This window comes from SAR324 cluster bacterium (assembly GCA_015232315.1).
Classification (GTDB): domain Bacteria; phylum SAR324; class SAR324; order SAR324; family NAC60-12; genus JADFZZ01.
In genome coordinates, this window is sequence record JADFZZ010000003.1 from 155176 (window position 1) to 173866 (window position 18691).

Genomic DNA, 18691 nt, shown 5'->3' on the forward strand with positions numbered 1-18691 from the left:
TTTCCATAAGGTCGCATGAAAATTTCTCTCTATCAGATTGGTGCCTTTACCAGCCGTTTGTTTTCTGGAAATCCTGCGGCGGTATGCCCTTTGGAGCAATGGCTGGAGGATGAAATTCTTCAATCAATTGCCGCGGAAAACAATCTTTCCGAAACCGCGTTTTTTATTCGGCAGGGTGATGAATATCACATTCGCTGGTTCACGCCGGTCACAGAAGTTGATCTGTGCGGACATGCGACGCTGGCTTCTGCGTATGTGATTTTTAATGAACTCCAACTGCAAAAATCCGAAATCATTTTTAATTCCCGTAGCGGCAAACTGAAAGTTGTGCGTCAGAATGGACTCATCGTGATGGATTTTCCTTCGTTGCCACCAGTGCCGTGTCATCCTGTGGAACCATTGATCAAGGCGTTTGGTGTGACACCGCTCGAAATTTTGAAAGCTGACGATTATCTGCTGGTTTTTTCCAGCGAGGCAGAACTGGCTGATTTTGAACCCGATATGGAACTCTTGCGCCAGGTTGATTTGCGTGGTGTGATTGTCTCCGCACCCGGGACAGATTGTGATTTTGTATCGAGGTTCTTTGCACCCAAATATGGCATTCCTGAAGACCCGGTCACAGGCTCAGCACATTGCACCCTGGCACCATACTGGAGCAAAAAACTGGGCAAAACCCGTTTGAAGGCCATTCAGATATCCGACCGTCGTGGCGAGTTGTTTTGTGAAGATCATGGTGATCGTGTTTTGATTTCTGGACAGGCTGTGAAATATCTGGAAGGCACACTGAGTATCTGAAATCCACGATTCTGGATATACTTACAACATAATCAAGCGACAGCAACTAAATTATGGGTTCTGCAACAAAAATAGTCATTTTTGGCAAACCGAAATCTATAGTAATCGCTCATGTTCTGGCTAAAAATCCTTAGCCTGTGTTCTTTTCCTGAAAAAACGCGACTCTTTGGTGATAGAAAATATTCAGGGAAGGATCACCAGCATTCTGCATTTAGTCTCTCTTTTTTCTCAAAAATGTTTTTTTTGCGATTTTTCCGATATGGTGCGTGAAAAAGGTGTCAATGGTACCGCCGATAATTCCACCAAGAACGGGGATCAATGACGAATAATTCGCCGCTGTTCGATTGCCCATTTGTGTTGCGATATTGCCTCCCACAGTCATTTGTGTTGTTTTCAGGGGATCTTGATTGATGAACTTCATTCCATGCCTGGCCCCTTGACTCACAGATTGTTTTAGACCTTCTTTCAATCCTAGTCTTGTCCCTTCTTTCAATCCTAGTCTTGTCCCTTCTTTCAATCCTAGTCTTGTCCCTTCGTTCACTCCCAACCTCACACCTTGATCAAGTCCTGTGAGACCCAGTTCAATCGCAAGATCTATAGCTATTAGTTCGGTCCCTTTGTTTTCAAGGGTGATTCCAGATTTCTCTTCAGGTTCCTCGCCCCCCTGTTCTTCCACGGCATCAAACAGGCACGCAAAAATCAGCATTTTTATTTTTTCATCATTAACATCAAAGCCTGCCATAAGGGCAATGGCAATAATCATTCTGACTTGAATGAATAACACACTCACAATGTTGAGTGAAATCATTATAGGCAAGGTAATCAATCCCCCGAACCCCGTCGCAAAGCCTGAAAAACCGGCTTTGGCATCTTCAGCAAGAATCAGGTCATTTATTTTTTGGTCTAAGCTTCCATTTCCTTGAAGATATTTTTGGGCTAAATCGTCAGCAGACTTTAATCCGCTCACTCCAGGTTCTAACGCGAAGGCATAGGTCCATTCCAGAGAACGAATCATCAGGCCATCTTTGTTTTTATCCTTTCTAGTAAACAAATCCCCTATGGATCTCACAGGAACTTGTTTACGCATATTGCCCTTATTTTTTTCAGTCTTTTCCATAATAAACCTCCTGATAATCAATAGTTTACTGTCATATTCACTGATTTGGTCATAAACGGTTGCTAAATACAACCCACCTCAAATCGGGTAAAAAATATTGCTTTATTTATGAGGGCACACCCTAAGTCGTTTCAGAAAACGTATACTTTGAACGGGTGAAAAATTCATTTTTTGTGTATTCTCGAAGAAGACAAAAATTACCCCACTTCTTCATCGAGAGTATTATGATATCTATCGCATTCAGCAAAAAAGACATTCAAGAACTTCAATATGAAAGGTACCATTATCCCCATCCCCGAGTTCAACAAAGGATAGAGGCCATCTATCTAAAAAGTAAAAATCTTTCTCACCGTGAAATTTGTCGATTATGTCAAATTAGTGACAAAAAGTTTAAGTAAATGGTTGAATTTGTATCAAACGGGTGGATTATCAAGGCTTAAACAATTTGGAGGGCGTGGGCAACCCAGTAAACTCAATCATCATACCACTGATATAAAAACTTATTTTCAAAATAATCCTCCCCGTACCAGTGGAGAAGCCCAGGAAAAAATCGAGGAACTCACAGGAATTAAACGGAGTCCCTCTCAAGTGAGAGAATTTCTCCATCGAGAAGGCTTTGATTATCGCAAAGCAGGTTGTTTTCCTGGTAAAAACCTCGATGAAACCAAATTCAATGTTTATATTCCAAATACTATGACCATTTTGATGATGTTTCTCATGCGATTAATGACTGTATTGAGCAGGCTCCTATAAACCATTCAAAAAAGATTAACTCATTGTTATCATGGAATTTTAAAAATATGAGAAAAATGAACTTTTTACCCGTTTGAAGTATACTTCATTCAAGAGATTTTTTAGGGCGTTTTTTTCATTTTCGGGTGTGAACAATGCACTCCGGCGGGTGACATGTTCTCTCAAGTTTTGCAGGAAATCAGGTTGCCTGAATATTTTTTCCATCAGAACGGCCAGAGCCTTCGTATCCTGTGCGGGGAAATATCCCTGATAATCCGATCCCAGCAAACCAATATTTCCATCAATGCGGGATGCCAGCACAGGAGTGCCTAGAACACATGCTTCCGACACCACATTAGCGCCTCCCTCCATCAAGGAAGAGATCACCATTGCCTGACTTTTGGCTATCAACCGACGGGTTTTCCATGATTGTAAATTGCCGAGCCATTGATAGCGGGGATTTTCTTGTGTTTCCTTAAACAATCGCTGTTCCATGTCCGCGGAAAGAGGTTCACCCGCATGAAGAATTCTCAAGGGAATATCCTGTGCCACCAGTCTTGAAGCGTCCGCTGTTCTGAAGGGATCTTTGACTGCCCTCATGTGCCCCACCACACAAATGTCAAACCACTCACGGTTTTTTACAGGCTGTTGCGTCAAGGGGATGCAAGACTGATAAATCAATCGTGTTTTGACCTGATTTTCAGGAGAGAGCGCCGGAATTCCCAATTCATGCAACACCACGATCCGTTCAGCCCATTCCATTGAGAGCCTGGCTTCAGCGGAATGGTGAATGTCATGATGCAGATCGGTTCCAGTCAAGACCAGAATAAGCGGACGACCTCCACGCAGGGTTTGAAATTTAAGGATGGATTCATGACTTTTTAAAGCGTGCAAGGCAATCAGCACATCACACGATTGCCGTTCATAACGCTCTGAGATCGCAACCCGGCATCCCAGTTCCCGCAGGATTCTGCCCCAGCGGAGCGTTGTGATCCTGTTGCCTTTGCGGGAACCCGCGGAAGCCGGTGTGACGATCAATACCTTCAGCGCTTTTTCCATACCGTCATCTCTGAAAAAGTATGTTGAAATTTTCGACTGGTTTCTCGTATGACAAATTCCAGCGGCTCAGGTGGTGCCAGCAATTGAAAAGATGATTCAAAAATTCGGGACATCGCCTCGAACGTATTGAAAAATCGTCCATCCTCATGAAAACCTCCAAGCCATTTGTCACGTGGAGTGAATTCTTCCAGCCAGGTGCAGGGGGTTGTTATGAATAAAATGCCTCCTGAAACCAGACGTTGTTGGATTTGTTGAAGAAACTTCGCTGGAGACGAAAGCCGGTCAATCAGGTTACAGGCAAGAACCAGATTATAATTTTTCGGTAAAAACTCCAGAAACTGTACATCTGCCTGAACGAAATCAATTTCCGCGCTATTTTGAAATAATCCAAGATTTTCAAGGTTGATCGAACGCTGTGACCGCAACAAACCTTCCTCCTGAACACTCCATGAAAACGTTCCTGTTTTTTGCAGGGTTTTGCAGGTGTTAATGAAGGAACACGAAAGATCAACACCCGTTACATGTTTAAAATCACGAGCCAACTCAAAGCAGGAACGTCCCACCGCACATCCCAGATCAAGCGCAAGTCCCTTATCCGCGTTAGCAACATATTTCCGTGCATAAGACACACATCGTTGAGGAAAATTATCTACATTCAAACAGGATGGTCCATAATGAAATTCGAGATACATGGAAAGCGTTTCTGAGGTTTCATAGACCTGATCAGAATCAGACATATTCATGACTCTCTGGCACAGGTTCGGAATCCCACAAAAACATCATTGCGGTGAGGAAGATAGGCTTGCCGATAAGTGCCCCGAATGAGCGATGAGGACGTCGCACAGGAGCCTCCACGGGTCACTTTATGATAACCGAACTGTAACGTGGACATGAAGGGATACATATCCACACTGAAACCGTTATAGGGTAAGAATTGAGAGGAAGTCCATTCCCAGACAGTTCCAATCATCTGAATGCAACCAAATGGACTTGGGCTGGTATTCAGGGCATAAACAGGAAGTCTTGCCAACCGGGTTGCGTCCATATCCACGTTGGTTTCATCCATGATATTTCCCCAGGGATATCGGCGAAATGCAGGCGCCTCCCTGTTGTCCAGTGCGGCGGCTTCCCATTCAAATTCGGTGGGCAGTCGTCTACCGGCCCATTGGCACCAGGCTTCAGCCTCCCAATAACTGACATGTCTGACTGGATAATCAGGTTCCAGCGGAAGCCACTGGTCAAAATGTTTTTCCCACCAGCGCCCCTCCTGTTTTTTCCAGTAGACAGGATGAGGAACTTTTATATCCGCACCCTGCACCTGGAGTGGGGAATTCAGTCTGGTTTGAAGCCATTTTTTTCCACCCCAACTCCAGAGATCTTCACGTTCATAGCCTCTGTCTTCGACAAACTCCTGATATTGCTGATTGGAGACCAGTGTTTTTGAGATGCGGAACGGTTCAAGATGATGAATGAAGCCCGGTTTTTCGTTATCAAAGGCAAAGTACTCCATGGCAAAATCCTTATGCTCGGCAGGCATACCAATGTGATAGGCGCCTCCGGGGATTTCGGTGTCTCCTGCTGATGTTTCAAAACGGAATTCAACAGCAGAATTTTGTGAAAAATCCGGTTTGGGATATCCCAATGTTTGACGACACCAGATCAAGGATTCGATATGCATGTTCTGATGAAAAATCGCGTATTTATAAAGATAGAGATCTTTCGGCGTCAAGGGTTTCTGGTCAATTCTGTTCCGAATGAGTTCATACACCGCGGCCATGTATGACATTGTGGTTTCACGAGAAGGAATCAATCCCGGGATCCATCGATCTTCATGATCAATGTCAAAAGAATCCCAGATATTATCAAACCCGGGCATCAATGGCGGGTTATGATCCAGTGCGCGTAAAATAAACACCTCATAAAAAAACGCGGAATGTCCCAATTCCCAGACAGGTGGATTGATTCCCTGATGATAGGGAACATTCCGTTGTTGTGCCGTCAGTGTGTCCAGCAATGAACGTGTTCTTTCTAAAGTTTGCTCAAAGGCATTCAGTAATATTTTTTTATCATCCATCAGATTTCCAGAATTAAAAGACAGGGTTGAACAGCAATTTGAGCAGGGCAAACTGAAAACTAAAATTCAGTCTTATTGAAAGGTGCCCCTCCGACCAAATTATTTTCACCTGTGCAGGTACTTTTTTGCCACGAAGTACACAAAGAACACAAAGTAAAAAAGGGAATATGCACCAGAAAACTTGAAAATCAGGGTTTTACTGAGGTCTTCATTTATATAAAAACCTTTTTATTCGTGTTCTTAGCGTTCTTAGCGGCTCATTTTCAAACCACCTGCACAGGTGGAAAATAATTGCCAGAATCAATTTCAATGGTTGTAATGACGGCTCTAATCCCAACGTTTGACCACTCTGCCTGAATGCGTATTTTTGGAAAAACCGGCTGGTGTCACCGCGACTTTTCCATTGACGAGAACATACTCAATTCCTGACGGATATTGATTCGGAACTTCAGGGGTGCTGTTACTGCGGATGGTTGCAGGATCAAACACCACCAGATCGGCATAATATCCTTTTCTGACCAGGCCCCGTTTTTTGATGCCAAGTTGTCTGGCGGGCAAACTGGTCGATTTCCGGATCGCTTCAGGCAGAGTCAGTAATTTTTCATCCCTGACATATTTTGAAAGAATTTTGGGATAGGTGTCATAAAACAAATGGCTGGGTTTCCCGAAGCCCATCAGGATGGTATCTGTGACAATGGACACGTTGGGATCCTGAATGGCCGCATAGACGCTCCGTTCTGTGAATTCATCGCCGGGAAAAGTCGGGGTTTCAAAGACCAGCACATTTCCGTCTTCTTCAACCAGAATGTCACAAATGGCATCAAACGGATGTTGTCCCCGTTCCTTGCCGATCTGTACAAAATGTTTGCCTTCATATTGTTTGTTCTGTGCACTCACCACACTCATTAAAAATATGGACTTAAATCCCATCACCTTGAAAAAATTCATGGACCATGTGTTTCCCTCACGATGAGGCCATTCTGATTTTCCACTACGAATGGCACGGTAGATGATCCGGCGAATATCCTTGTCCGCAATGCGTTGTAGCACTTTTTGCTGATCTCCGGTGAGCACCCACGGAGGAAAAAACGCCAGGGCATGCGTGAATCCTGTTCCGGTCGGCATGGCGTCAATGCCAAGGGGAAGTCCCCGGGCAATTTCACGGGTGATGGTCTTCAATTGTTTTTTGAGCGGCAGATCAAGTGGTAGCGGAACTTTAACTTTTTTATACAACTGCGCCATGGCCCGAGCGGCGGAATTGGTGACAGCATCAACCATTTGACTGACATGCGGCAACCAGAAAAAATGCGAAATCTGGACTTTGACATTGGTTTTCCGGCTGATCTCAAGCACTTCTTCAATGGCTTGGGGCAATGTGTTGGAATAGCTTCTCAAATGACTGGTGAAAACCGCGTCATTGCGTACCAGAATTTCAGCCAGGTTTTCCAACTCCTGTTCGTCGGAAGAGACCCCCGGGAAATACATGAGTCCCGTGCTCATTCCCAGTGCTCCGGCTTCCAGTCCTTCTTCGAGGTCATAGCGCATGGTCTTCATGGCGTCAGGAGATGGCAGTTCATTTTTTAATCCCTGCGCGGCAATCCGCAACATTCCATGAGGAACCAGCAAACCGCAGTTCAGGGCAAGTCCACCATCCGCATCCAGGGCCTGAATAAACTCCCCGAATTTTTCCCAACGGATGAACGAATTGGCATCCTGACTGATCATCGCTTCCATGTAGGTGAAGGCGGCAGCAACATGATTTTTTGACAGAGGAGCCATTCCCATTCCGCAATTGCCACCCACGAAGGTCGTGATTCCCTGACGCAAAAGCGGTTCAAGAATATCCGGATGATGCGGCATGTGAATTACCAGATCCGCATGGCTGTGCACATCAATGAATCCGGGACACACGACATTTCCGCCGGTGTTGATGCGTTGTGCCGCTTCGGCATGCCGTAAATCGCCAATATCCACGATCCGGTCATCACGTATGCCAACATCAGCGACATAAGGTGCTTTCCCACTGCCGTCATGAATGAGTCCATTTTCCAGAATGATATCAAATTCCATAAAGGGTATTTCCACCAGGGTTCAAGGAATAGTGCATGAAGATCGCTTCAAAGAATACTCATTCTTCACGCAGTGATGAGGAGGATGTGGGGGTTGGCACTATTTTTCCCGCATTGAGAGAACGGAGTGTTCCGTTTACTGCTTCGGAAGAACGCTCTGTCGCAAGGGGAATGATCACCGGCAGGGCATGTCTCACAATGCTGACAGATACTTTTTGTGCTTTGGTATGAAAATCCAGAATGGAAAACTCCAACGGGTTGATCAGTGATTCAGCCATCACTTCTTCAGAGTTCCCCACTGTTTTCGGCCGCTTTTTGTATAAGGATTCCAACCAGGGTTTCCAGTTTTTTAATCCGTTTTTTGCAGGTTGCAGGCGTAATCTGCTGTCATTGTGGATTTCATTCAGTGTCATGCTCATGGAATTCAGTGACGTGGGATGCAAATACACTTTGTGGCAATAAGTCCGATCGGGTAGTGGTTGATGGTCCAGGCAAACTGAAAACCGGCGTTCCCCCTCTGGAATTGTGATCAGGGCATCTTTCCAGAAATAGATTGTTTCTCTGGAACGATATTCATAATCAGCACGAGCCAGATCAAAGGTAAAAGTATGGCCTGCCTTGAAAACCTGCATGGCATGATTCAGGGATTGCGGACGGATCAAAGAGCCAAAAATTTCAAAATGACTCAAGGGCCAGAATCCCGGACTCAGGTTTTGCCGCAACTCATCAGGGCATTTCATCAATGCGTTCAGCGCATGGAACATGGTGAGAGAATTGCCCAGATAAATGATTTTTTTCCACCCGTCAGAGATCATCTGGGACGTCAGGTCAGCAATCGACAGTTGAGGTGTTGTGCACACAAAGGTGAGAGGCACACAGTGTTCTTCAAACAGCGACTGGTGCTGTTTCCAAAACAGCGAAATCGGCTGATTGTCAAAACTGTCGATGATGAAGCACGTAGAAAGTTTCATGGCATTCTCAAGATTGCGTCAATGGCTGAAGCGCCTGTTCCACCTGATCATGAAGTTCTTCCAGTGAGCCATTGTTGGTAATCACACAATGAGCGTAAGCCTTCCGTTCTTCATGGGTTAGCTGAGCCTGCAAGCGGGCTCTTGCCTGATCTTCAGTATAATTCTTATAGTCAACCAGACGTCTAATGGCATGATTCTCATCCGTGGTCACCACCCACACTTCATGACAGGACTTATGCCATCCGGCTTCAATCAGTATCGCGGCTTCAAGAAAAACAATTTTCTGCCCGGAAAGTTGTTTTATTTCTTCAGCAAACATCCGGGCAATCTGCGGACGGGAAATAGCATTGAGCTGTTTCAGTTTTTCCGGATCGGCAAACACTACATTTCCAAGTGCCTTGCGGTTGATGGTCTGGTCTTCATTCAAGATATCCGGCCCAAATATTGCTACTATTTTTCTGTAGCCTTCGTGTTCGGGGTGCAATACCCGATGTCCCAACTGGTCCGCGTCAATGACAGGCAGATTTTTTTGTTTTAAATATTGTGTAACCGCGCTCTTGCCTGAGGCGATACTTCCTGTGATGCCAATAATTTTAGGGCTTGAGGGATGAGGGAGCATATTGTTTTTATCAGCCGACTTGAATTTTAATAAAGCAACAGCATAATGCGCTGAATTTTTTTATGATAAACCTGTTATGAGAGAGACCATGAGTATCGTTGTTCAAAAATTTGGAGGAACCAGTCTGGGAAACAGTGACCGATTGAAGAATGTCGCGGGAATTATCAAAAATACCATCACCTCCCGGGATCTGGTTGTGGTAGTTTCAGCGCTGAGCAGTTATACCAAAGCGGAAGGAACCACCAACCGGTTATTGCAGGCAGGACAACTTGCCATTCAGGGCGGAGATTTTTCCAAGGTGATTGATCTGATTGAAGACACCCATTTGACGGCATTGACACAATCCATCAAAAATCCGATGATCCGCGAAGAAATCAAGGAATATATTCATCATGAACTTCGATCTCTCAAGTCTTTTCTCGAAGCGATCCATGTGATTCGGGAAATTTCACCCAGATCGCATGACGTGATTGTCGGAACCGGCGAACGGCTGTCTGCCAGGCTGATGTCAGGGGTGTTGAGAGATCAGAATGTGGATGCGGTGTATGTTGATCTTTCCGAGATTTTACCGGGAACCCGCAACGTGCTGGATAAAAGCTATTACAGAGATCTGCAGAAACTGATTGTAGAACATCTTCCCGAAAATCGGAAAACTGTAGCCATTGTCACAGGTTTTTTTGGTTTTGTTTATGGTGGCATCGTTGCCAGTATCGGACGTGGCTATTCAGACCTGACAGCCGCACTGATCGCCGCGGAACTCAAGGCTGAGGAATTACAAATCTGGAAAGAAGTGGATGGAATCTTCACCGCGGATCCCAGAAAAGTACCCACCGCCACAGTTCTGGATTACATCACTCCGGCAGAGGCTGCTGAATTGACCTATTTCGGTTCGGAAGTGTTGCATCCCTTCACCATGGAACGGGCTATTGAAGCGTCTGTGCCGATTCGAATCAAAAACACCTTCACGCCTGAAAAACCGGGAACCGTTATTTTACCGTCTTCTCAAACTGTTGCACAGACGAACCAGAAACAAACCGCTGTCGCTGTGACCACAAAAAAAGACGTAGTGATTATCAACATTCACTCCAACCGGATGCTGCATGCGTCAGGATTCATGTCCAAAGTGTTCAGCACTTTTCAGAAATTCGGAGTGATCGTGGATCTGATCGCGACTTCCGAAGTCAATATCTCCTGCACTTTAGATGACGCGGACCATCTGGAAGAGGTGATCAGGGATCTGGAGGGACTGGCCGATGTTACGATTTCCAGGAACAAAGCTATTCTAAGTCTGGTGGGCGAACGCATGAAATATGTTCCCGGAACGGCTGGTAAAATGTTCACGGCGCTGGCGCAACATAACATCAATATTGAAATGATTTCCCAGGGCGCGTCTGAAATCAATATTTCCTGTGTCATCCGTCAGGAAGATGCTGAGAAAGCGTTGAATGTGATCCATAAGACATTTCTGGAAAATAACGGATGAAACAACAACAGATTGACCAGCTATTCATAAAACTGAGCGAAGCCATTCCAGATCCGACCACGGAATTGGTTCATAACAATCATTTTGAATTGCTGGTCGCTGTCATGTTGAGTGCCCAGGCAACAGACAAGTCCGTCAATCAGGTCACGCCAGCGCTCTTTGCGAGTTTTCCAACACCGGCTTTGATGGCAGAGGCAGGCGAACACGCCCTTCTGGAAAAAATAAAAACCATTGGATTGGCAAAAACCAAGGCCCGAAATATTATAAAAACCTGCCGGATTCTTGTAGAAAAACATCAGGGAGAAGTGCCGGCAGACCGTGACGCCTTGGAAGCCCTTCCCGGTGTGGGTCGAAAAACAGCCAACGTGATTCTGAACACAGCGTTTCATGTACCAGTGATCGCGGTGGACACCCATGTTTTCAGGGTCTCAAACCGAACCGGACTGGCCCCCGGAAAAACGCCGCTGGAGGTAGAAGAAAACCTGATGAAGTTTGTTCCCGAACGCTGGAAACAAGATGCCCACCATTACCTGATCCTTCACGGACGTTATGTCTGCAAAGCCAGAAATCCCACATGTGACACCTGCGCTGTTTCGCTGGAATGTGAACATCATGAGATTTGATCGAAGGGGATGAACTGTATACTAAAATTGGAAAAAACACGCTCCCCGTGGAATCTCTGGGTTGGACGTTGGTCCTGAGGGAACGATCTTCGCACTTTTTGTGGGCCCTGGAATGTGGCCGCAAAGATCGGAAACTATTCAAGAAAGCAAAGAAAAAACTCAAACAAATGATCCGAAAAACAGGAGATTTGTCCCTGTTAACGGACGGAGAGCGACGTTGTGGCAATTTACTGTTTGAAATCTGTAACCAGAGCATCCTCAGACCCAACAGAACCTGGATTCCCAGCAAATTCATGCCAATCATGTCGAAGCGTTCAATGCTTCCCTCCGAAGACGCTGTGCCGGATATCGCGGAAAACTGTCTACTCATTCTTGATACAAGGATCATCAAAACAAGTGTAGACCTCAACAGTCAGATGGGACAAATTTTTCATGTGACTCAATAGTGATTTATAATACTCAGGCTGTTTGGGAAAATGGGTGACAAGCGAGATGATCGATCCGCAGTGTTCAGGCCCTACTTTCCATAAATGCAGATCAGAAATCCGGTTATCCGAGTCCGCCTCAATTGTCTTTTTTATTTCAATTTTTTGACCTTCTTCCATAGTGCTGTCCAACAGGATGGGGCTTGTTTCTTTCAACAATCCAACAGCCCAAACGGTGATAACGCCGGCACCGGCGATTCCGATGACGGGATCCAGCCAGTTCCAGCCAAGGTATTTTGCGAACAACAGAGCGATCATCGCCAGCAGGGAGGTCATCATATCCGCAAGCACATGGAGGTATGCGGCCTTGAGATTGTGGTCGTGGTGGTCATGGTCATCGTCATCGTCATGGTGGTGGGCATCATGATCGTGGTGGTGGTGGTGCCCGTGTTCATGATGGCCATGGTGTCCCCGCAACAGAAAGGCGCTGAAGAGATTGATCAACAGACCAAAAAAAGCGACTCCGATGGCTTCATTGAAATGGATCTCCTGAGGCGTGAATAGACGTTGCACCGATTCGATTGCCATGATCAGGGCGACAACTGCCAGGGCGACAGCGCTGGCAAATCCGCCAAGGACGCTGACTTTTCCGCTTCCAAAAGTAAATTGGGGATTTTGAGCGTTCCTGGCCGCATATTGATAGGCGAAGATGGTGATCGAAAACGCGGCCGCATGGGTGCCCATATGCCACCCATCTGCCAACAGTGCCATGGAGCCAAAAGCGATACCGGCGGTGATTTCAAGAACCATGGTCGTGGCGGTCAGGAACAGAACCTGTTTCGTTCTTTTTTCTCCCTGTTCCTGGATGGATGCAAAATCATGGGAGTGCTGCCATTTTTCAAGCGTTTGAGTGTGCATTTTTCTCATCCTTCAACAGGGGTTCATCAATGAAAAATTATCCAATTTTCCAGACAAAGATATTTTTGACAATTTCTTCGTCCAGCGCCAGTTCCATTTGTTCAAACTTGATACAGAAAGCGGGTTTTTTACGATGCATCGCGACCACCACACCCGGCATGAGTCCAAAAGACATCAACTGGTGCCAATTCGAGTGACTTCCGGGTTTGATGTAGGTAATTTTCCCTTGCTCACCTGGCTCAAGTTCATTCAACGGTGTCACGGTTTTATTGACAGTCCGATGACCATTTTTACAGCAGGGGCCTTGGGGGATCGGCCTTCCATCAGGGCAAACTTCGGGATGTCCCAGCAGGGTACAAATGGATTCTTCGACTTCAGGAAGCAGACTGTGTTCAACCTGGCATGCGATTCTTTCCATTTCCGTTTTTTTCAGTTTCAGGATGCTGGTAACCAGCACTTCCGCCAGCCGGTGCCGTCGGATAATGGCCTCCGCGTGTTCTTTTCCCTTGCTCGAAAAAACCACCTTGTCGGTCGTCTTCACAATCATGCCTTGTTGTTCTAAGGCTAACAGATCCTCAGCAATGATGTCTGTGGAACATTTTTTTTGAATGTCGGTTAAAGAATATTTTTTATTTTCTCCCGCACACCAAATGGCTTCCAGGACTTCTTCCTGTCGCTCATTGATTCTCAATTGCATCTCAGTCATTAAGAAACTCCTTTTTTTTAGACAAACGTTACGCCCAGCCAACGGCAAACATGATTCACGATACTACACAGGATAATGGCATACGCCACGACAGCAATCATAATCGTAGAGGCGGCGCGGTTACCTCTTTCCTTGAACAGAACAATGATCGCGTTGATGCAAGGAGCCAGAAAAATCATCAGTAACAGATTCACAACCAACTGAAGGTTGGTATAAAGTCCTCGCAGGTGTTCAAGCTCAGCGGCACCACTTTCTCTACGAATCATTGTTTTGATAAAAACCTGGATACTTTGCTCAGGCAACCCCAAAGCACTGTCGATCATTGGCCCAAAGGCTGTCTCAACAAATCTCAATCCCCCAAATCGCTGAAACAGAAAAACAACAATCGCGGCAAATATGAAAACCGGGACGGCTTCTTTCATGAAAAAATAAGTTTTGATGGCTGACATCTTGACTACATCCATCAATTTGGGAACACGCATGGTTGGTATTTCAAACACCATGGAACTGCTGCCGCCAACCATGATTTTATTGGCCACCATCCCCGCGAAAATCAGTTGTGAAAAAATGAAGAAAAACACTGTAATTGTCGCTGAGACCGGCAGGCTGTCCAGAATAATAAACATCACCGCGATCAATGGGGCACAGGGCATACAGAGAAAAAGTAAAAAAGAAGCAATGTTCTTTTCTTTATCGGTATTCAGGACTCGGGTTGTCAGGATTGCCATGGTGACACAGGAAAAACCCATGGTTAATGGAATGACGCCCTTACCGTTGAGTCCCATTTTTCTGAAAATGCGATCCAGCAAAATGGCAATACGAGGTAAATATCCGGAATCTTCCAAAATCCCGAAGGCGATGTAAAAGCAGAATATGACGGGCAATACCAACCCTAACGCCAGAAAAACCCCTGTGGGCAACACGCCAAAATCCGGGTCAACCAGCATATCTCTGAAAAATTCACTGGGAAGGTAAGAAACAAGTTGTGTTGTCCAGGGGATCAGGAATCCATCAAACAGGGTGCCATTGATGGTATCCACCAGAAACGTCGCGCCAAACGCCCCCACAAAATAATACATCAGGGTCACCACCCCAAACGCAATGGGAATACCAGTGCTGAGCTGGGTACACCAGTCACCAAAGCGTAAAACCAAGGGATTTTCTGAAGGGGGTTCTTTGGTTTGCACCTCTTCAGCAAGTTTTGTTGCTTCTTTGTTGTAAAGGTTACTGAGGGGAATTTCAAAGGTGGTTGGGGATTCTTGCCGGTATTCTTCAGCCAACTGTTGTAACTGTAGTAGCATTCCGGATCCGTATTTTCGTTCAACATAGGTTTCAATCCCGATGTCTCCTGACAGCAGAAGCAGGCCAATCGCACGGGATGACAGTTGTTGCGGCGATAGCAGTTTTTCTACCAACTCCAGGTACTGTTCAACCTTATCGGAATAGTGGAGTAAAGCCTTCGGTTTTCTGGCGTGTCCTAATCCTGCGACTAATTCCGGAACTCCGATGCCTTCCCGGGCAATGGTGGTGAAAACAGGTATCCCTAATTTTTCTGAAAGTTTGTGATAATTGATCGAAATGCCTCTCGAGGGTGCTTCATCCACCATGTTCACTACAAACACCATCGGCAGACCATACTCCGCATACTGTAATGTGAGGGCCAGTGATTGTTTCAATTTTTTAGCGTCTGCTAACAATATGATGCAAGGCTGATGGTCTTCAATTCCAGGCATTAAGAACACATCTCGTGAGGCGCGTTCATCTTCATTTTGCGAAAAAAGAGAATAAATGCCCGGCGTGTCATAAATGGAACTGTCCAGACCTTTTATCTGCCCCCTCGACACTGAAACGGTTGTTCCGGGAATGTTAACACTCAAATTCTGAGAACCAGACAGTCTGGAAAACAAGGTTGATTTACCAACATTCATGTTTCCAATGATGACCGCGTTAGACGCAGCCAGGGTCGACGTTTCGCAGGCATCGTGTTGATCAGAATGGCATTTTTTACATTTAGTCATAAATCACAAACTCAGGGGTTCAACGGATTGACTGGCTTGCGGAAACGTGTGTTCGCCAGAACTTTACAGGTGATACGTTCAACGTTCCAAAGCACAAATTATCTTGCTATTGTGTAGGGGAAAACTAATGCTCACCAATAGCAAATTGGTCATTTCGTATATGGTTAATATTGTGCAAAGTCAATTGGTTAAATTGAGAAATTTGAGAATTGCCAGAGCTTTGGTAATTTGTTTTTTGGACAACATGACACTTCAATAAAAGGAACATTATGGGCGATTGTTGCAGTAACGCGGGATGCGAAATTGAAAAACTCAGAGAGCGGCAATATGGAACTTTAAAATGGGTATTGATCATCAACGCAACCATGTTTCTGGTGGAAATGACCGCGGGAATCATGGCTCATTCGACAGCCCTCCTTGCCGATTCATTGGACATGTTGGGTGATGCCATTACCTATGGTTTCAGCTTGTATGTGGTCAACCGATCAATGCTGTGGAAAGCAAAAGCCTCGCTATTGAAAGGCGGGATCATGGCCAGCTTCGGAGTGTTTGTGTTGGGAGAAGCCGTCTACAAGATTTTGTATCCAACCGTTCCAACCTATGAAACCGTTGGTGCGATTGGTCTTCTAGCTCTGGTCGCAAATGCTTATTGTCTGTTCCTTTTGTGGCAACATAGATCTGAAGACATCAACATGCGTTCTGTTTGGCTTTGCTCCCGAAATGATATCATTGCCAATGTATCAGTTTTAGCTTCCGGGGTGGGTGTTTGGCTGACTCACGAACAGTGGCCCGATATTGTTGTGGGGCTTGGAATTGCGACCCTCTTTTTACAAACTTCGTTTCATGTCATTAAAGAAGCCCTGGCTGTAGTCCCCGAAAGCCAAAATGCATGATGTTTTATTTGGACTATAAATATAAAAATTACCTCTTGAAAAGTAATTTAATTCGTATATAAGAAGATTATTCACTTCATAAGGTAATTTTTTATTAACAGGAGACGACACATCTCCAAATGAAACAACTTGAAAGGCAGGGGTTTATGATTTCGGAAATAATAATTGTTATTGCGACAATCTATTTTGGATACATTTTTTTCACAAAAGTGTCTCAGTTCTTCAGCAAGGTATTTCGGGTTGTGACATTGATTTATTTGGAAGATAAAATCCGGGCCATTAATGAAAGGGGCGCCTCTGCTTAAAAATCCAGAGGCCTGAGGCGATGATGGGTTTTATACGAAATGAACATGTCCTTTGGCCTCCAAATCCCTGAGGACCGTTTGGCAAAACCCTTGTTTTCCTCTGATAAGAAAGGTTTTACGCTCTCCTTTTTCATGTGTAAACAAGCCCCACAACAGTTCAACTTTTTTATAATCGGGGCTGGTCCACTCAATTTTGAATTCTTCATCGACCTGAGTCATCTTTTTAAGGGAGAAACCTAAGGAAGAGACTGGAATCTGCTTACGTTTCCGCTTAAAGGTTTCTTCTGTGATGACGATTGGTTTTGCTTGTTCAAGCTCATTTGTTTTATGCGTTTTTTGTGTAATGACAATTGGCACAGTTTCAATTTTTTCCTGCCGCTGAGCGTTTTTCCCCACTGTAGAAACAGCAATCAGTTTTCTATTCATTTTTGAATTTTCCGGCAATTTTTTGAATTTTTTATGCATTAACTCCTCCTTCAATGACTTCGCCTAATTCATTCCAGTTTTCAACTGGAACCTCCATCGCAATTTTCAAAGCTCCATGACATCCCGCAAAATCAGGATCTTCAACACCTGTCACATAGACCGACCCATAATCCCTCAGATGTTCCTGCAAAACTTTATCCAGCCCTTTTATCCTGGAACAACGTCCTGAAAGATAGATGTTATTCAAGGTATCATCCTGATCTTCCGGATCAATCCGTTGTAGCAGTGTTTCCATACAATCCAGGATCGGTTCGATCAAGGTTTCACAGGCTGTTCTGATTTCTCTGGTAAGGTCAAACTGTTGAGGTTTCCCCGCTACCCTTAACGTCACAATCACCGATTTTTCGGGTTTACCGACAAAGGCATGCTGCTCTTTGATCGATTGTACCTGTTTTTTTGAAATTTGAACTTCGGGAAAGTGTTCTGAAATCAATTTTTTTAATATGTGATCAATATAATCCCCTCCCTGGGCAATCGTTAATTGCTCCTCGTCTTCAGGAATTTTTCCTGTCAAAACACAGATATCCGTCGTGCCGGCACCAATATCGATCACAATCGCATGATTCAATTTCCCTAATCCATAGGCCACCATGAATGGCTCAGAAACAACAAGTGTTGTCCCTGCCAAATCCCGGGCCAGTTTGAGGAGATCTTCCTTGTGGTTGAATGATGTTCTTGCGGGGACACCAATGACAAGGGAAATGTCGTCGTGTTCCCCGGGTTGTGCCAGCTTCACCGCATGCTCAAGAATTAATCTGGCAGAATCCATTTCTGTTGCTTTGATCACACCAGCTTCCAGTGGATAATGGATATCAAGCGATGATTGTTTCGAAAGAGCCTCTTCGCCAATCGCTTTTGTTCCATTCAACAACTGAGCTCCAATAAGATCCTTCGGATAACCCACGACTGAAGGAAACATGGCTTTTGCGCCTCTATTGGATTGAACCGCGGTTTTTGATGTACCCAGTTCAATGCCGATTCTCAGTTGATTGCTTGAATCTTTATTCATCGCGGAACCCCCAGGTTGTTTTGAATCAGTGGTCATTATTTTTTTAGCGGCCTGGATGTTTTGTGCCAGTTCCTCAACTTTACGGAGCAAGCTCCCGTGTGAGGGTTTTTGCGGTGCGGCTGGTGATTCAACGGATGATTTCGTTGATTCTTTTTCATGAGTTGCTTCACGTTTCAGGGGCTCCTTTTTTGTTTTATTGTTGCCTGATTGAGCGTCTGCTTCTGTTGTGAGCGATTTTGGGCCTGTCTTGTCATTCCTGGCCGTGGTTCCCAGTATGGCATTTTTCACCAGGGATACGGCAGAGGTTTTATCTTTTTTTTCAGGCTCATCCGCAGATGCGGATTCATCAATTTTTTCAGAGGCCTTAAACGTTTCCACAACATGTTCTT

The 18691-nt window shown here is 45.1% G+C and carries 17 protein-coding genes; 5 read left to right on the forward strand and 12 right to left on the reverse strand.

Annotated features, from left to right (window positions below; genetic code table 11):
• Positions 1-15 precede the first annotated feature (15 nt).
• Positions 16-795 carry a PhzF family phenazine biosynthesis protein gene (locus HQM11_03625; GenBank protein ID MBF0350090.1) on the forward strand — a complete coding sequence of 260 codons (780 nt, stop codon included), beginning with the start codon at positions 16-18 and terminating at the stop codon, positions 793-795.
• Positions 796-1006: 211 nt separating this feature from the next.
• Here the strand turns inward: HQM11_03625 and HQM11_03630 are convergent, their stop codons facing one another.
• Positions 1007-1912 carry an EcsC family protein gene (locus tag HQM11_03630; protein ID MBF0350091.1) on the reverse strand — a complete coding sequence of 302 codons (906 nt, stop codon included), beginning with the start codon at positions 1910-1912 and terminating at the stop codon, positions 1007-1009.
• A 351-nt stretch (positions 1913-2263) separates the two neighbouring features.
• Between HQM11_03630 and HQM11_03635 the strand changes: the two genes are divergently transcribed.
• A complete protein-coding gene (locus HQM11_03635; protein ID MBF0350092.1) occupies positions 2264-2665 on the forward strand; it encodes a hypothetical protein in 402 nt (133 codons plus the stop codon).
• Positions 2666-2704: 39 nt separating this feature from the next.
• On the opposite strand, the gene HQM11_03640 is transcribed toward HQM11_03635, so the two are convergent.
• The 6 genes from HQM11_03640 to HQM11_03665 form a co-directional block, all read right to left on the reverse strand.
• Positions 2705-3703 carry a TIGR04348 family glycosyltransferase gene (locus tag HQM11_03640; GenBank protein ID MBF0350093.1) on the reverse strand — a complete coding sequence of 333 codons (999 nt, stop codon included), beginning with the start codon at positions 3701-3703 and terminating at the stop codon, positions 2705-2707.
• Positions 3688-4440 (reverse strand): putative 4-mercaptohistidine N1-methyltransferase, encoded by a 753-nt coding sequence (locus tag HQM11_03645; GenBank protein MBF0350094.1) that lies wholly within the window; start codon positions 4438-4440, stop codon positions 3688-3690. The genes HQM11_03640 and HQM11_03645 overlap by 16 nt, the downstream gene beginning before the upstream one ends.
• A gap of 2 nt (positions 4441-4442) precedes the next feature.
• A complete protein-coding gene (gene egtB / locus HQM11_03650) occupies positions 4443-5777 on the reverse strand; it encodes an ergothioneine biosynthesis protein EgtB (protein ID MBF0350095.1) in 1335 nt (444 codons plus the stop codon).
• Positions 5778-6104: 327 nt separating this feature from the next.
• Positions 6105-7847, reverse strand: coding sequence for an amidohydrolase family protein (locus HQM11_03655; GenBank protein ID MBF0350096.1), 1743 nt, complete (start codon positions 7845-7847; stop codon positions 6105-6107).
• 58 nt (positions 7848-7905) lie between these two features.
• A complete protein-coding gene (locus HQM11_03660; GenBank protein MBF0350097.1) occupies positions 7906-8817 on the reverse strand; it encodes a hypothetical protein in 912 nt (303 codons plus the stop codon).
• Positions 8818-8824: 7 nt separating this feature from the next.
• A complete protein-coding gene (locus HQM11_03665) occupies positions 8825-9436 on the reverse strand; it encodes a dephospho-CoA kinase (GenBank protein ID MBF0350098.1) in 612 nt (203 codons plus the stop codon).
• Between the two features lie 88 nt (positions 9437-9524).
• Between HQM11_03665 and HQM11_03670 the strand changes: the two genes are divergently transcribed.
• Together HQM11_03670 and nth are read left to right on the forward strand one after the other, a co-directional pair.
• Entirely contained in the window at positions 9525-10919 is a 1395-nt protein-coding gene (locus tag HQM11_03670; GenBank protein ID MBF0350099.1) for an aspartate kinase, read from the forward strand.
• The gene (gene nth / locus HQM11_03675) at positions 10916-11542 is read left to right on the forward strand and encodes an endonuclease III (protein ID MBF0350100.1); all 627 of its coding nucleotides are present in this window, start codon (positions 10916-10918) and stop codon (positions 11540-11542) included. The genes HQM11_03670 and nth overlap by 4 nt, the downstream gene beginning before the upstream one ends.
• Before the next feature lie 362 nt (positions 11543-11904).
• On the opposite strand, the gene dmeF is transcribed toward nth, so the two are convergent.
• The 3 genes from dmeF to HQM11_03690 are packed head-to-tail and all read right to left on the reverse strand — an operon-like array spanning position 11905 to position 15609.
• A complete protein-coding gene (gene dmeF / locus HQM11_03680) occupies positions 11905-12885 on the reverse strand; it encodes a CDF family Co(II)/Ni(II) efflux transporter DmeF (protein MBF0350101.1) in 981 nt (326 codons plus the stop codon).
• Between the two features lie 37 nt (positions 12886-12922).
• The gene (locus HQM11_03685; GenBank protein ID MBF0350102.1) at positions 12923-13591 is read right to left on the reverse strand and encodes a metal-dependent transcriptional regulator; all 669 of its coding nucleotides are present in this window, start codon (positions 13589-13591) and stop codon (positions 12923-12925) included.
• Between the two features lie 17 nt (positions 13592-13608).
• A complete protein-coding gene (locus HQM11_03690) occupies positions 13609-15609 on the reverse strand; it encodes a ferrous iron transporter B (protein MBF0350103.1) in 2001 nt (666 codons plus the stop codon).
• 269 nt (positions 15610-15878) lie between these two features.
• Here HQM11_03690 and HQM11_03695 point away from each other — a divergent pair, with 269 nt between their 5' ends.
• Positions 15879-16502, forward strand: a complete 624-nt coding sequence (locus HQM11_03695) for a cation transporter (protein ID MBF0350104.1) — start codon at positions 15879-15881, stop codon at positions 16500-16502.
• Between the two features lie 335 nt (positions 16503-16837).
• Here HQM11_03695 and HQM11_03700 read toward each other — a convergent pair whose 3' ends face one another.
• Positions 16838-17272, reverse strand: coding sequence for a hypothetical protein (locus tag HQM11_03700; GenBank protein ID MBF0350105.1), 435 nt, complete (start codon positions 17270-17272; stop codon positions 16838-16840).
• Positions 17265-18302 carry a rod shape-determining protein gene (locus HQM11_03705; GenBank protein ID MBF0350106.1) on the reverse strand — a complete coding sequence of 346 codons (1038 nt, stop codon included), beginning with the start codon at positions 18300-18302 and terminating at the stop codon, positions 17265-17267. The genes HQM11_03700 and HQM11_03705 overlap by 8 nt, the downstream gene beginning before the upstream one ends.
• Positions 18303-18691 lie beyond the last annotated feature (389 nt).